13 protein-coding genes and 1 pseudogene are annotated in these 14,378 nt (G+C 74.1%); 10 read left to right on the top strand and 4 right to left on the bottom strand.

Annotated features, from left to right (window positions below; translation table 11 throughout):
• Positions 1-64 precede the first annotated feature (64 nt).
• The 4 genes from E4U92_RS12880 (at position 65) to E4U92_RS12865 (ending at position 3,499) form a co-directional block, all read left to right on the top strand.
• Positions 65-955 carry a glycerophosphodiester phosphodiesterase gene (locus E4U92_RS12880; protein WP_137300469.1) on the top strand — a complete coding sequence of 297 codons (891 nt, stop codon included), beginning with the start codon at positions 65-67 and terminating at the stop codon, positions 953-955.
• Between the two features lie 70 nt (positions 956-1,025).
• Positions 1,026-1,580, top strand: a complete 555-nt coding sequence (locus E4U92_RS12875) for a methylated-DNA--[protein]-cysteine S-methyltransferase (RefSeq protein ID WP_137300468.1) — start codon at positions 1,026-1,028, stop codon at positions 1,578-1,580.
• An 84-nt stretch (positions 1,581-1,664) separates the two neighbouring features.
• Positions 1,665-2,573, top strand: coding sequence for a pseudouridine-5'-phosphate glycosidase (locus tag E4U92_RS12870; RefSeq protein WP_137300467.1), 909 nt, complete (start codon positions 1,665-1,667; stop codon positions 2,571-2,573).
• Positions 2,570-3,499 (top strand): carbohydrate kinase family protein, encoded by a 930-nt coding sequence (locus E4U92_RS12865; RefSeq protein WP_137300466.1) that lies wholly within the window; start codon positions 2,570-2,572, stop codon positions 3,497-3,499. Before E4U92_RS12870 ends, E4U92_RS12865 begins: the two co-directional genes overlap by 4 nt.
• A 46-nt stretch (positions 3,500-3,545) precedes the next feature.
• Here the strand turns inward: E4U92_RS12865 and E4U92_RS12860 are convergent, their stop codons facing one another.
• The gene (locus E4U92_RS12860; protein WP_137300465.1) at positions 3,546-4,340 is read right to left on the bottom strand and encodes a methyltransferase domain-containing protein; all 795 of its coding nucleotides are present in this window, start codon (positions 4,338-4,340) and stop codon (positions 3,546-3,548) included.
• A gap of 292 nt (positions 4,341-4,632) precedes the next feature.
• Between E4U92_RS12860 and E4U92_RS12855 the strand changes: the two genes are divergently transcribed.
• Entirely contained in the window at positions 4,633-5,760 is a 1,128-nt protein-coding gene (locus tag E4U92_RS12855; protein WP_137300464.1) for a magnesium and cobalt transport protein CorA, read from the top strand.
• A 29-nt stretch (positions 5,761-5,789) separates the two neighbouring features.
• Here the strand turns inward: E4U92_RS12855 and E4U92_RS12850 are convergent, their stop codons facing one another.
• Positions 5,790-6,440 carry a nucleoside/nucleotide kinase family protein gene (locus E4U92_RS12850; RefSeq protein ID WP_174863832.1) on the bottom strand — a complete coding sequence of 217 codons (651 nt, stop codon included), beginning with the start codon at positions 6,438-6,440 and terminating at the stop codon, positions 5,790-5,792.
• 176 nt (positions 6,441-6,616) lie between these two features.
• On the opposite strand from E4U92_RS12850, the gene E4U92_RS12845 reads away from it, so the two are divergent.
• A complete protein-coding gene (locus E4U92_RS12845) occupies positions 6,617-7,378 on the top strand; it encodes a DUF2293 domain-containing protein (RefSeq protein WP_137300462.1) in 762 nt (253 codons plus the stop codon).
• Between the two features lie 135 nt (positions 7,379-7,513).
• On the top strand, positions 7,514-9,001 hold the full coding sequence (locus E4U92_RS12840) for a glutamate synthase subunit beta (protein ID WP_137300461.1): 1,488 nt from the start codon (positions 7,514-7,516) through the stop codon (positions 8,999-9,001).
• Positions 9,002-9,226: 225 nt separating this feature from the next.
• Here E4U92_RS12840 and E4U92_RS12835 read toward each other — a convergent pair whose 3' ends face one another.
• Together E4U92_RS12835 and E4U92_RS12830 are read right to left on the bottom strand one after the other, a co-directional pair.
• A complete protein-coding gene (locus tag E4U92_RS12835; protein WP_067232045.1) occupies positions 9,227-9,499 on the bottom strand; it encodes a DUF397 domain-containing protein in 273 nt (90 codons plus the stop codon).
• Positions 9,500-10,360, bottom strand: a complete 861-nt coding sequence (locus E4U92_RS12830) for a helix-turn-helix domain-containing protein (RefSeq protein WP_137300460.1) — start codon at positions 10,358-10,360, stop codon at positions 9,500-9,502.
• 247 nt (positions 10,361-10,607) lie between these two features.
• On the opposite strand from E4U92_RS12830, the pseudogene E4U92_RS12825 reads away from it, so the two are divergent.
• The 3 genes and pseudogenes from E4U92_RS12825 to E4U92_RS12815 all read left to right on the top strand — a co-directional run.
• Positions 10,608-11,312, top strand: a pseudogene (locus E4U92_RS12825) (ATP-binding protein); the annotation flags it as partial.
• A 326-nt stretch (positions 11,313-11,638) separates the two neighbouring features.
• Positions 11,639-12,091 carry a hypothetical protein gene (locus tag E4U92_RS12820; protein WP_137300459.1) on the top strand — a complete coding sequence of 151 codons (453 nt, stop codon included), beginning with the start codon at positions 11,639-11,641 and terminating at the stop codon, positions 12,089-12,091.
• A gap of 393 nt (positions 12,092-12,484) precedes the next feature.
• On the top strand, positions 12,485-14,347 hold the full coding sequence (locus E4U92_RS12815) for an ABC transporter ATP-binding protein (RefSeq protein ID WP_229862308.1): 1,863 nt from the start codon (positions 12,485-12,487) through the stop codon (positions 14,345-14,347).
• Positions 14,348-14,378 lie beyond the last annotated feature (31 nt).

Below are 14,378 nucleotides of genomic sequence, written 5' to 3'. Positions count from 1 at the left end.
CTCCGTGCTGTCACAGTTGAGCCGTACGTGACGGTCCGGAGTCCGCTCGACACGAGGAGTACGCATGCACCCGCGCGTTGCCGCCCTGACCACCGCGCTCCTGGGCCTGGTGGCCCTTCTGCTCCCCGCGTCCGACGCCCGGGCGGGACTGACCGGCACCGGTGCGGCGCGGGCCGTGGCGCCGACCGTCGTCGCGCACCGGGGGGCCTCCGCCTACGCACCCGAGAACACCCTGGCCGCCGTCGACGAGGCCGCCGCCCGGGGCGCCCGCTGGGTGGAGAACGACGTCCAGCGCACCAAGGACGGCGCACTCGTGGTGATCCACGACGACGGACTGGGCCGGACCACGGACGTGGAGCAGGTCTTCCCGGACCGCGCGCCGTGGAAGGTGAAGGACTTCACCGCCGCCGAGATCGCCCGGCTCGACGCGGGCGGCTGGTTCTCCCCCGCGTACGCGGGCACGCGCGTGCCGACGCTGGAGCAGTATCTGCGCACGGTCGACTCCCACCGCCAGAGCCTGCTCCTGGAGATCAAGAACCCGGAGCTGTACCCGGGGATCGAGCAGCAGATCCTCAAGGAGCTCGGCAACGAGAGCTGGCTGGACCAGCGGCACCTCGCCGGCCGGCTGATCGTGCAGAGCTTCAGCGCCGACAGCCTGCGCACCGTGCACGCGCTCGAGCCGGCGGTGCGCACCGGCCTCCTCGGTACACCGAAGACGGCGGACCTGCCCGCGTACGCGCGGTTCGTCGACCTGGTCAACCCCTCGCACACGTCGCTGTCCGCCGCCTACGTCTCCGCGGTGCACGCGCAGACGGGGCCGCACGGTGTGCCGTTGCGGTTGTTCGCCTGGACGGTGGACGACGCGGACACCGCGCGCACCGTCGTCGGGTACGGCGCCGACGGGCTGATCAGCAACAAGCCGGACGTGGTGCGGGGGGCGGTCTCCGGGCACTGACCGGACGGACGGCGTCGAGGCCGGCCCGCGCTCCCCGGGCGTTGTCAGTGGGCGGCCGTACGGTGGGGGCATGGACAGCCAGGGGCAGAACGAGCAGCAGGTGGTGTGGGCCGTCGTGGGGACCGCGATCGGCCCCCTGCTGCTGGCCGCGACCCGCGAGGGTCTGGTCAACGTCGTGTTCCACGCGACGGACCCGGTCCGGGAGAAGGCGCTCGCCCGGCTCGCGGAGCGGCTCGGCACGACGCCCGTCGAGGCGCCGGACTCGCCGCTGCTGGCCGAGGCGATACGCCAGGTGGACGCCTACTTCGCGGGCGAGCTGCACAGCTTCGCGCTGCCGCTGGACTGGTCGCTGATCTCCGGCTTCAACCGCCAGGTGCTGCGCGCGCTGGCCGAGGGCGTGCCGTTCGGCGCGGTGGTCGGGTACGGCGATCTGGCGCGGCGGGTGGGGCAGCCGGGGGCCGCTCAGGCGGTGGGCACGGCGATGGGCGCCAATCCCCTGCCGGTCTTGGTGCCCTGCCACCGGGTCGTGGAGAGCGGCGGCGGGATCGGTGGGTTCGGGGGCGGCCTGGAGACCAAGCGCAAGCTGCTCGCGCTGGAGGGCGTGCTGCCCGAGCCGCTGTTCTGAGGCCATGCCGAGCCCGGGCGGGGGTTTGACGGGGGGTGGCACCCGCCAGGGATGAGGGGAGGGCGAGGGACAGGAGGCAGGCGCGTGACGTCGGTGGTGTCGGAAGAGGTACGGGAAGCGGTGGACGCGCGTCGCCCGGTGGTGGCGCTGGAGTCCACGATCATCGCCCACGGGCTGCCACGCCCGCGCAACCTCCGGGTGGCGCTCGAACTGGAGGCGGCGGTCCGCGCGGAGGGCGCCGTACCGGCGACGATCGCCGTGCTGAACGGACGGCCGCACATCGGTCTGGACGAGAAGCAGGTCGAGCGGGTCGCGAACGAGGACGGGATCCGCAAGCTGGGCCACCGCGACCTGCCGCTCGCGGTGGCCGCGGGCGCCAGCGGGGCGACGACGGTGTCGGCGACGGCGCTGCTGGCGGCGCGCTCGGGGATACGGGTGTTCGCGACCGGCGGGCTCGGCGGGGTGCATCGGGAATGGACGCTGACCCAGGACGAGTCGGCCGACCTGGGGCTGCTGGCGCGTACCAGGATCACGGTGGTGTGCGCCGGGGTGAAGTCGATCCTGGACGTGCCGGCGACGCTGCAGCGGCTGGAGACGCTGGGCGTTGCGGTGGCCGGCTACGGCACGGACCGCTTCCCCGGCTTCTACCTGTCCGACTCGGGGCACCCGGTCGACTGGACGCTGGAGACGCCGCAGCAGGTGGCCGAGGTGATGCGGGCTCAGGACGCGGTCGGAGGGCCGGATTCGGCGCTGATCGTCGCCCACCCCGTCCCCGAGCGGGAGCAGTTGGACCCGGAGCTGCACGCGCGGGTGCTCGCCGAGGCCCTGCGCGCGTGCGAGGCGGAGGGCGTCACCGGCCAGGCCGTCACTCCCTTCCTGCTGGACCACCTCGTCCGCCACACCGACGGCGCCTCCCTGGAGGCCAACCTGGCGGCGGTGCGCGGCAACGTGCGGCTGGCGGCCCGCATCGCCGCGGCCTGGGCCGGGGCGTGACGAGGGAGGCGACGGGCGGTCCCGGTGGCGGGGCCCTGCTGGTCGTCGGGGACGTGGTGACCGATGTCGTGGCCCGGCACCGGGGGCCGCTCGCCGCGGGGACGGACACGGCCGCCGAGATCCGCACCCTGCCGGGCGGCGCCGGCGCCAACGTGGCGTGCTGGGCGGCGTACACGGGGTGCGCGGACGTGCGGCTGCTGGGGCGGGTGGGCGCGGACGCGGCGGCGTGGCACGAGCGGGCGTTGCGCGCGGCCGGGGTGCGTCCGGTGCTCGTCGTCGATCCCGAGGCACCGACCGGGACGGTGATCTGCCTGGTGGACTCGGGTGCGGCGGCGGAGCGGACGTTCCTCACCGACAGCGGGGCGTCACTGCGGCTGGAGCCCGCGGACTGGTCGCAGGACCTGCTCGACGGGGTCGCGCGGCTGCACCTGTCGGGTTACCTGCTGTTCTCGTCGTCCGGGCGGGCGCTCGTGCGCGTGGCGTCGGCGTCGGCCCGCGCGCGGGGTGTGCCGACGAGTCTGGATCCGGCGTCGGCGGGGTTCCTCCGCGAGCTGGGTGCCGGCCGCTTCCTCGACCTGGTCGAGGGGGTGGACGTGCTGCTGCCGAGCCGGGACGAGGCCTGTCTGCTGACGGGGCTGCCGGACGCGGAGGGCGCGGCGGCCGAGCTGAGCCGCCATGTGCCGTTGGTGGTGGCCAAGTGCGGCTCGAAGGGTGCGGTCGTGGCCCGGGCCGGCGGCGTCGTCGCCCGCGTCGCCGCCGCACCGGCGGAGCCCCGGGACACCACGGGCGCCGGGGACGCCTTCACGGGGGCGTTCCTCGCGGCGCTGCTGGCGGGCACGGGGCTGGAGGCCGCGGCGGCGCGGGGGTGCCGGGCGGGCGCGCGGGCGGTGGAGCGGGTGGGGGGCAGGCCGCCGGAGCGGGGGTGACCCGGGTGCCGACCGGGTGGGCGAAGACCCGTGTCGCCCGGCGCCCTTACCCCTTCCTCCCCCACGCCGAGATCATCGGGGCCGTGGCGAGGTCCATGCCGCCGGCCTCGATGTGGGCGAGGTGGCGGTCGATGTCGTCGTCCGTGGCACGGCCCGTCCGCACCAGCTCGGCGCGGACCTGACGGATCGTGGCGGATTCCAGGGCCGCGCCCGCGGGGGACGTGAGGGGGAAGAAGCCGTCGGCCTCGACGCGTTGCAGGCCGGCCTCGCGCAGGAGGCGAGGAAGGCGCCGGCCGTAGGAGAGGTCGGCGCCGCGTTCGGCCAGGAGCCTGCGGAAGCCGGTGCGGAGCCGGTTCGCGAGCTGCTGCTCGGGGCCGTGTTCGTCGGGGCAGGCCAGGGGCTGCAGCGCCGGGTCGGCGTCTTCCACGAGGAGACGGCCGCCGGGGCGCAGGGACCGGATCATCGACCGCAGCGCCCGGTCCCGGTCGGGTACGTGGACGAGGACCAGCCGGGCGTGCACGAGGTCGAAGTCCTCCCCCGGCGGCTCCTCGGCGCCCACGTCGTGGACGCGGACCTCGACCGGCGGGCGGGCCACGGGCCCGAGCCGTGAGGTGTCGATGTCCGTCGCCACGACCTGGCCCGTGGGGCCGACCTTCTTGGCCAGCCACGACACCACCGAGGTGCCGCCGGCGCCCACCTCCCAGCAGCGCCAGCCGGGTCCGACGCCGAGGCCTTCGAGATGGCGGAACGTCGTGGGGTCGAAGAGGGAGGCGAAGGCGTCGAAGCGCTCGCCGGCCTCGCTCTGCCGGTTGTCGAGGAGGTACCCGTCGGGTCGCGCCATGCCGTGATCACCCCGGTCGCTTCGGAGGTCGGAAGGGGTCGAGGCGGCGAGCGTACCGCCGACCGAGGGCCCCGCACGGCCGACGCGTCGCACGTCACGTCACTCGAAGTCGCCCTGTCCACAGGCGGGAAACGCAGGCGGGAACACAGCGGAACCGACCTTTTCCACAGGCTTGCTCGGCGTCTGCGCGGGACTGACACACTGACGAGCCAGGACGCGGGAACGCGACCCGACAGGAAGACGAAGGGACGCTCCGCGCACCGGACGCGGGAGAGGCAGCAGGGAGATCCAGATGACCATGGCAGGCAATCTGCGGAAGGTCACCGGCCTCGGCAGGGTCGGTGGGCTCCGCACGGTGGCGCGGCTGGCCCGTCGGCGCCCGCGCGTCGACCTGAGCCATCCCGCACGGTCGCCGCTGGGCTCCTCCGTGGTGAACTGCGTGACCTATCAGGACGGGCGGCGCGCACCGGTGGGCGAGGACCTGCTCGACACGGTCCGGCGCGTGCGCAAGCACGGGGAGGGTTTCGTCTGGCTCGGGCTGCACGAGCCGACGGCGGAGGAGTTCGCGGACATCGCGGAGCTGTTCGACCTGCACCCGCTGGCCGTCGAGGACGCGGTCGAGGCGCACCAGCGTCCCAAGGTGGAGCGGTACGGCGAGACGCTGTTCGCGGTGTTCAAGACGGTCTGCTACGTGGAGCACGAGACGTTGACGGCCACCAGTGAGGTCGTCGACACGGGCGAGATCATGGTGTTCGTCGGCCAGGACTTCGTGGTCACGGTGCGGCACGGCCGGCACGGCTCGCTGGGCCCGCTGCGCGAGGAGCTGGAGGCCGATCCCGCGCAGTTGGCCAAGGGGCCCTCGGCGGTGCTGCACGCGGTCGCGGACCACGTGGTGGACGACTTTCTCACCGTCACCGACCTGATGCAGGCGGACATCGACCAGGTCGAGACGGACGTTTTCGCGGAGAACGGCGCGCGGGCCGACCCGGGCCGCATCTACCAGCTCAAGCGGGAACTGCTGGAGCTGAAGCGGGCGGTGGTGCCGCTGGGGCGTCCGCTGCTGGAGCTGGCCGACCGGCCGATGCGGGTGGTGGAGCCGGAGATACAGGCGTACTTCCGCGACGTGTCTGACCATTTGCTGCGGGCCACCGAGCAGATCGCCGCCTTCGACGAACTGCTGAACTCCATCCTGCAGGCCCACCTCGCGCAGGTCACGGTCGCGCAGAACGAGGACATGCGGAAGATCACCGCGTGGGCCGCGGTGATCGCGGTGCCCACGATGGTGTGCGGGGTGTACGGCATGAATTTCGACCACATGCCGGAGCTGCACTGGAGGTTCGGCTACCTGTCGGTCATCGGGGTGATATCCGCGGCCTGTCTGGTGCTGTACCGGGGGTTCCGGCGCAACGGCTGGCTCTGACCGGGGGCTTGCGGCAGTGCCGGGCCGGACTAAGCGGCCCCCTGATTCCAGGCGGGGTGGCGTGGATCGTCGGCCCGGACGACGATGTCCGCCGTGCCCGTGGGGTCGGTCTCCCGCTCGTAGCGCTCGAAGGCGGGCAGCGTCCACCGGTCGGCCTCGGGGGTCCGGCGGCGCAGGGCGGAGGCGGACAGGAGGACGTGGACGGTGAGGTCGAACGGGAACCAGTGGCGCATCAGGAGGGGGCCGTGCAGCAACAGGACGCCGCCGGGCGGTAGGTGGACGTAGGGGCTGCGGGTGGCGCGGTCGGCCACCGGGTCCCAGAGGTCGGGCAGGATGCGGCCGTCGCCGTCCGGTTCGAGGGGGCCGAACACCTCGCGCCAGAGGGCGCCGGTGTCGAGCCAGCCGTCGTAGTAGGCGTCCAGGTCGTGGTGGCCGTACTCCAGGCGGACGGACGCGGGGCGCAGGAAGCCGTGGGCGTCGACCACGCGGGAGGCCCGGCCCCGGATGCGCAGCGCCTCGGCCACACGGTCGGCGAGGTCGCCCGGGCGGGCGGTCGGTGCGCCGTCGATCGCCACGCGCGGCCAGGGGCTGCCGTCGGCCGGCTTCAGGTCGAGCAGCCGGTCGGCCAGGAGGTCGCCGAGCCGGTCCCAGGTGATCGCTTCGAATCGCACACGGCCCATGATGCGCCGACCGGCACCGGCGGCCGCAAGCGGCCGGGCCGGGAGGGAGGGACGGAGCGTGCAGCAACAGGCCCGTGCGGGGAACGTCAGGGAGGACAGCGACATGCGCAGGCGCCGAGGGAGCGGAACGGACCGCACACGCGTCGGTAGGCGCCGGCAGAGGGGAGGAACGTCGCATGGCACCGTCCGCAACGCCCCAGGAGCGCAAGGGGCTGTTGGTCATCCAGCCGCTCAAGCGCCGGTACTGCGTGGCGTGCCGGCGTGGCCCGTTGTCGATGCTCGTCCTGGAGGACGCGGCGCCGCGGTGCCTCGGCTGTGCCGACCTGGACCACCTGGTGTTCCTGCCGCGCGGCGACACCGCGCTCACGCGCAGGTCCCGGGAGGAGAGCACGCTGTCGGCGGTGGTGGTGCGGTTCAACCGCCGCAAGGCGCGGTACGAGCGGCAGGGCGTCCTCGTGGACGAGGCGGCACTCGCCCGGGCGGAGGTGCGGTGCCTCGCGGACGCGGAGGCACGGCGGCGGCGCAGGGTGCGCGACGCGCGGCGCCGGGCGGACTGGGACGTACGGTTCGCGGCGGCGTTCGCGGCCGAGATCCGCCGTCTCTTCCCGGGGTGCCCGGCGGAGCGGGCCCGGGAGATCGCGGCGCACGCGTCAATGCGCGGCAGCGGACGGGTGGGCCGCAGCGCGGCGGGCCGCGCGCTGTCGGAAGGGGCGGTGATCTCGGCGGTCGTGGCGTCCGTGCGCCACGTGGACACGGTGTACGACCGGCTGCTGATGACGGGCGTGCCGCGGCGGGAGGCGCGACGGCGGATCGCGGCGGGCGTGGATGCGGTGCTGCGGCAGTGGCGCGACCCGACGGCGGGCACCACCCCGGTCGCCGAGCGCGCCCCGGACCCCGACCCGGGCCTGCGCGTGGCTGAGGCCGCCGTGGACCGGTGAGCCGTGCGCGCGGCCCGGCCGCGGGAAAGCGCTGTCGTCCCCCTCTGCGTGGGCGGCCGGTGACACGTATCGTGGCCGGAAGAGTGCCGCCCGATGACGCTCGGCCTGTCGCACGCGTAGGCGAGGAAGACGCCCATGGCCGATCCCAAGGGATTCATGACCACGCCCCGCCAGGACTGGCCCCGTCGGCCGGTCGAGGAGCGGGTGCGGGACTGGGACGAGGTCTACGTCCCCGGGGCGCTGCTCCCCGTCATCAGCGAGCAGGCCGACCGCTGCATGGACTGCGGGGTGCCGTTCTGCCACGAGGCCTGTCCGCTCGGGAACCTCATCCCGGAGTGGAACGACCTGGTCGCGCGCGAGGACTGGCGGGCGGCGAGCGACCGGCTGCACGCGACGAACAACTTCCCCGAGTTCACCGGGCGGTTGTGTCCCGCGCCGTGCGAGGCGGGGTGTGTGCTGGCCGTCAACCAGCCGGCCGTCACCATCAAGAACGTCGAGTGCGCCGTCGCCGACCGGGCCTGGGCGGAGGGGTTCGTGCCGCCCAGGCCACCGGACCGGCTGTCGGGGCGGACGGTGGCGGTGATCGGTTCGGGGCCCACGGGGCTGGCGGCCGCGCAACAGCTGACGCGCGCGGGTCACACGGTCGTCGTGTACGAGAAGGACGACCGGCTCGGCGGGCTCATGCGGTACGGCATCCCCGCGTTCAAGATGGAGAAGCACCATCTGGAGCGGCGGATCGAGCAGATGCGGGCCGAGGGCACGAAGTTCCGCACGTCGACGGCGGTCGGGCGGGACGTCTCGGCGGCCGAGCTGCGGGCGCGTCACGACGCCGTGGTGATCGCGACCGGGGCGACGGCGTGGCGGGAGCTGGCCGTGCCGGGCCGGGAGTTGGCCGGGATCCACCAGGCGATGGAGTACCTGCCGCTGGCCAACCGGGTCTGCGAGGGCGACCTGGAAGTCTCGCCGCTGTCCGCGGCGGGCCGGCACGTCGTCATCGTGGGCGGCGGCGACACCGGCGCGGACTGTCTGGGCACGGCGGTGCGCGAGGGGGCCGCCTCGGTGACCCAGCTCGACATCTACGCCCAGCCCGGCACCGAGCGCGACGACGACGCCGAGCCCTGGCCGACGTACCCGAAGCTGTACCGGCTGTCGGCCGCGCACGAGGAGGCACGCGACCTGGAAATGGCACCGGTGGCGGACGCCGACGCACGGCTGTTCGCGGCGTCGACGCTGCGCTTCACCGGGGACGACGAGGGGCGCGTGCGGTCGCTGCACCTGGTCGAGGTGGACGCACGGCGCACACCGGTGGCCGGTACCGCGCGGGCGCTGCCCGCCGACCTGGTCCTGCTGGCGCTCGGGTTCACCGGGCCGGACCGGGGGGACGGGCTCGTCGACCAGCTGGGGCTGGCGATGGACCCGCGCGGGACGATCGTCCGGGACCGGGAGTTCGCGACGAACGTCCCCGGGGTGTTCGCCGCCGGGGACGCCGCACGCGGGCAGTCGCTGATCGTGTGGGCCCTCGCGGAGGGGCGGGCGGTGGCCGCGGCCGTCGACCGCCGGCTCATGGGCAGCTCCCGGCTGCCGGCGCCGATCTCGCCGTACGACCGGCCGATGACCGTCTGACGGGCCGCTCGCGCCGGTGGGCGCTCAGGTGCGGTCCGAGGGGCCGCGAGGGATGGAACCGAGGGGAGACGTGCGGGGACGACTGGGACCGAAAGGGATCGAGCGGAAGGGATCGAAAGGGTGGTGAGGGATCCGAGGGGTCGAGGGAGTCAGGAGGACCAAGGGGTCACATTTAAGGGAGCCGAGCCAGGGGTGAGGGGGGAGCTGAGCAAGGAAGCAGCAGGTTCAGGACAGCAGGAAGTCCGCCTCTCCGGCCTTGGCACCCTCGATGAACGCCGTCATCTCGGCGGAGGTGTAGATGAGGGCGGGCCCGTCCGGGTCGGTGGACTGCCGGACCGCGATCCGGCCGTCGGCGAGCTTCATGGCCTCCAGGCAGTTGCCGCCGTTGCCGCCGCTCCACGGCTTGTGCCAGCCCTCGCTGCCCAGCTCGCGCGCGGGCATGCCGTTGTAGATCCGCTCGGTGCGGACCCGCTTCGGCTGGGACGTGATGCGATCCATTCACAGCTCCTTGCGGAGATCCCGGAGGATCTCCTTCGTGCGATGTGCCGTAGCGGCCTGTGCCGCCATGCGGTCCATGACCTCGAGGTGGGTGGCCACCTCGGAGCGCGCGTCGAGGTAGACCGCGCCGGTCAGGTACTCGCTGTAGACCATGTCCGGAAGCTCCGGCATGGCGAATCGGAAGAGCACGAAGGGCCCGTAGGTGCCCGGATGCGGCCCGTTGGCGAACGGGGCGATCTGGAGGGTCACGTTGGGCAGCTCCGTCGCCTCGAGCAGTCTGTCGATCTGCGCGCGCATCACCTCCGGGCCGCCCACCGGGCGGCGCAGGGCCGTCTCGTCCATGACGACCCACAGCCGCGGGGCGTCCTCACGCGTGAGCAGTGGCTGGCGTTGCATGCGCAGGGCGACGAGGCGTTCGATGTCCTCCGGCCGGGTCTGGCCGACGGCTCCGGACCTCAGCACCCCGCGGGCGTAGTCCTCGGTCTGCAGCAGACCGGGGACGAAGTGGGGCTCGTACTGGCGGATCAGCGCGGCGGCGCCCTCGAGGCTGACGTGCATCGAGAACCAGCCGGGCAGGACGTCATGGAAGCGCTGCCACCAGCCGGGCCGGTTGGCGTCCTCGGCGAGCTGGACGAAGCCCTCGGCCTCCTCCTCGGTGACGCCGTAGGCCTTCAGCAGGAGCTGGAGGTACGGGATCTTGAGGGCGACCTCGGCCATCTCCATCCGGCGGACGGTGGCGGGCGCGACGCGCAGGATGCGGGCAGCCTCCTCGCGCTTGAGCCCGGCGCGTTCCCGCAGGTCCAGCAGGCGCCGGCCGAGGACCACCTGGCCCACGGTCGGCGCGGACCGCGGTTCGCTCACGCTCCACCTCCACGAAGAGCCCGGGCCCGCGAGGGCCTGAGACGGCGCCCCGGTCGCCGGGGGCCGGGGGACGGCAAAAGAATCCTGACAGCCTGACGGCGCCATTCGAAGACCTGTTCGAAGATCGGTACGCGTGCGTACGGATCCGCGGGGATCTCAATTGGCGCCGTTCGAGGTGCTGTTGCGAAGCAGTGTGCCACGGCCCTTCACCGCGTCACACAGCACTCTGCATTTTTCAGAGTGACACTTGCCAAGTGTCCACGCCGGGGCGATAGTGGCAAGCGTGATTCCGTCCCCGCCCTTAGGAGCAGACGCCACCGCAGGCCGCCCGCCGGCCCTCGGTGCCGTGGGAGCAGGCCCTGACCAGGCCGCTGCCGAGCGCCGGTTCCGTTTCGAACTGGCCGCGCACCCGGGCTCGCCCGCGCAGGCCAGGCGCCTGACCAGGGCCCGGCTGACCGGTTGGTCGGTGTGCGAGGACACCTGCGACTCGGCCGCTCTCATCGTCTCCGAGCTGGTCACCAACGCCATCGTGCACACCGCGACCGACGTCGTCGTGTGCGAGTTGCACGACGGTGAGGAACTGGTGCGCATAGCCGTGCGCGACCAGGGCTGTGCCCCCGGCCAGCCGCAGCCGTCCCCGCAGCGGGGCGAGGAGGAGCACGGCCGGGGACTGTTCCTCGTCGACGCGCTCTGTCACGCCTGGGGCGCCCAGGAGCACGGCCCCGGCCTGCTGGTCTGGGCGGAGCTGCCGCGCAAGGCGGAGACGCCCCGCGACCCGTCCGAGCCGCGCAACGCGGTCGACTGGGAGCCCGAGGCCCCCGTAGCACCGGCCGATCCCCGCTGCGACCTCGGCTGGGGCGCCCGCCCCAAGCCCGGCGGATCGGGCGGTTCCGGCGACGAGGACGCACCCGGAACGCACGACGCCGACGGCGAGGCCGAGCAGCGGCTGCCGGCGACCAGTGGCGACCCGTACGAGACGCGCGGCGCCGATGTGCACGAGCGCACGCACGGCGGCGATCTGCACGACACCCCGTACGGCAACGACCGGCACGACTCCGCGCACCTGCACGACCTCGCGCACGGTACCGGCCACGACCGCACCGAGACGCCCGCCACCGAACCCCGCACGGCCGGCGTCCTGCCGAGGGTGGGCCGGCAGCCGCACCGCACGGCGCACGGGCCCGCCGCCGACGGCGACGCCACCGCCTGGCGCGCCCACCCCGTGGGACGCTCCCTGGGTTTCCCTCCCCTCGCGCACGGCCGAGAGCGGGGTCGAGGATGACGGGAACGTCCGGCCGTGGGCCGGTGCTCAGCTTGGACACGCTGGTGCGGGTCCGGCGCGAGCTGACCGCCCCGCGCATCCCGGCCGCCGACGCCTCCCGCCGGCTGGTCCTGCCCGAGGGCATGGCCGCTCCGCTGGGCTGCGACGCCGTGACCGTACCGGCCCGGTTCGGGCCGCTGATCCTGCCCCGTCTGCCGCGTGTGGGTTGCGTGTACGCCGACGAGACGCGGTGGTGGTGGCTGGTGCCGTCCGACTCGGACTACGCGGTGGAGTGGCCCGCCCCGGCGCGCTACACGACCGGCGCGCTCCTTCCCGACCTCCCGCGCGCCCCCGGCCTCATCCACCGGCCACAGGGCGAGCTCCCGTACACCCCGCCGATTCCGCTCTACCTGGCCCTGTGCCGCATCACGGGCACGACGCCGACGTGGTCGCGGCCGGTGAGCGCGTAAGGACCGACGCCGGCGGGGGACGCCCGACGCCCCCCCGGCGGCCCACCGCCGTGGCCGTCACCTGTGGGCGCACGGCCTTCCCCGTGGTGAGTCACCTCCCGCGCGTGGCCACGCGTGTGGGGACTCACCGCCGCGCACGGACACCCGTACACCCGTCCGTCCCCCGCGCACGCCCCGCGCGCACCCACTCCCCCTCGCCGCGCCCTGCCTCCGCGCCCCCGCTCCGGCGATAGTGGCCGTCCGTACGGCCATCGGGAGCCGGTCCGTACGGCCATCGGGAGCCGATCGGGGGAGGCGGGGACGGTGCGCAGGCGGCGTGAGCAGCGACAACCGGGAGAACGCGACGTGTCGGAGTCGGAGCGGCTCCTCTTCGGCGGCCCGCTCCGCTACGACATGGGCTGGAACCAGCACCGGGAAGCCTTCCTGGAGCTGGGTTTCCGCGCCCTGCTCGCCCGGCTCCCCTCCCTGCTCGCCGTGAGCCTGCGCCTGGCCCGGCGGGCCGATCCGCGCGCCACCGGACTGGTGCTGGCCGCGGAGGTGGGCCGGGGCGTGGCCCAGGCGGTGGGCCTGCTCGCGGTCAACAGCGTGCTGGGAGGGCTCATCGGGGGTGGCCCGATCGAGGACCGGCTGCGCGGTGCCGTGCCCGCGCTGGCCGCCATGGCCGCCGTGCTGCTGGTGGGCGCGGTGCTGCGGGCGGTGTCGACGTACGGCGCCGGACGCCTGGAGCCCAAGGTCGAGCGGGTGGCGACCGAGCTGTACCTGGAGCGGGCGGCCGCGGTGGAGCTGGCCGCGATCGAGGACCACGCATTCCACAAGCTGCTGGACACGGCCCAGTACGGCGCCTCCTCCGCACGTCGCATGATCATGTACGGCACGCGCGTGATCAACGCGATGATCTCGCTGGTCGCCGCGGCCGGGGTGCTCACCGTGCTGCACCCGCTGCTGCTGCCATTGCTGGTGACGATGACGCTGCCGAGCGCGTGGAGCGCGCTGACGAACGCGCGGCGCCGGTACGAGTCGTTCCACACCTGGGTGCAGCACGCGCGCGCCGGACACCTGATCGCCGGGCTGCTCACGGAGCCCGAGGCGGCGCCGGAGATCCGGGTGCACGGGGTGGGGCCGTTCCTGCTGCGGCACTACCGGGCGATGTCGGAGACCGCGGAGGCGGAGCAGGCCCGCCTGGCCCGGCTCGCGGCCCGTACCGGGCTGATCGCGGCCGCCTGGACGGGGCTCGCGACGGTCGCGACGTACGCCACGCTCGGCGGGCTGCTGCTGGGCGGGGCGATGGCGCTGGCCGTCGCCGGGACGGCCGTGATCGCGATCCGCACCGGCTCGGCGAGTCTGAACACGCTCGTCCTGGAGGTGAACTCGCTCCACGAGGAGGCCCTGTTCGTGGGTGACCTGGAGCGCCTCTACGTGGAGGCGGCCGAGCGGGCGATCCCGGTCGGCGGGCTGGCCCTGCCGGACGACCCGCGGGAGATCCGGTTCGAGAACGTCACGTTCCGCTACCCGGGCGACTCCACCCGTCCCGCCCTGGACGACGTCACGCTCACCCTGCCGCTGGGCCGGATCGTCGCGCTGGTCGGCGAGAACGGCTCCGGCAAGACGACGCTGGTGAAACTGCTGGCCGGGCTCTACCGCCCCGACGCGGGCCGCATCCTGTGGGACGGCGTCGACGCGGCCGAGGCCGACCGGCACCTGCTGGCCGAGCGGGTCGCGATGGTGGCCCAGGACTTCAAGCGCTGGCCGTTCACGGCACGGGTCAATGTGGCGATCGGCCGTTCCGCCGCGCCGCTGACCGAGGAGCGGCTGGCCGGGGCGGTCGCCGAGGCGGGCGCCGGGGACGTGGTGGAGGACCTCCCGCGCGGCCTGGACACCCTGCTCGCCCGCCACTTCAGCGGGGGCCACGAGCTGTCGGGTGGCCAGTGGCAGCGGCTCGGGATCGCGCGGGCGGCCTACCGGCGGGGGCGCATCCTGATCGTGGACGAGCCGACGGCGGCGCTGGACGCGCGGGCCGAGCTGGAGGTCTTCGAGAAGATCCGGGCGCTCGCCGACAGCGGCCAGACGGTGGTGCTGATCACGCACCGGCTCGCGTCGGTGCGCCACGCCGACCTGGTGCACGTCCTGGACCAGGGTCGGCTGGTGGAGTCGGGCACGCCGGACGAGCTGCTGGCCTCGGGCGGGGTGTACGCGGAGCTGTACGCGCTCCAGGCGGATCAGTTCACGGCGCGGGTATCCGCTCCGGGGGCGGGCTGAGGACGGGGCGGACATCCCCTGAGGGGGCTGC

The organism is Streptomyces galbus (genome assembly GCF_005280195.1).
GTDB classification, from domain to species: domain Bacteria; phylum Actinomycetota; class Actinomycetes; order Streptomycetales; family Streptomycetaceae; genus Streptomyces; species Streptomyces galbus.
The sequence above is the reverse complement of the archived record's forward strand: the minus strand, read 5'-3'. Positions and strand labels throughout refer to the sequence as shown.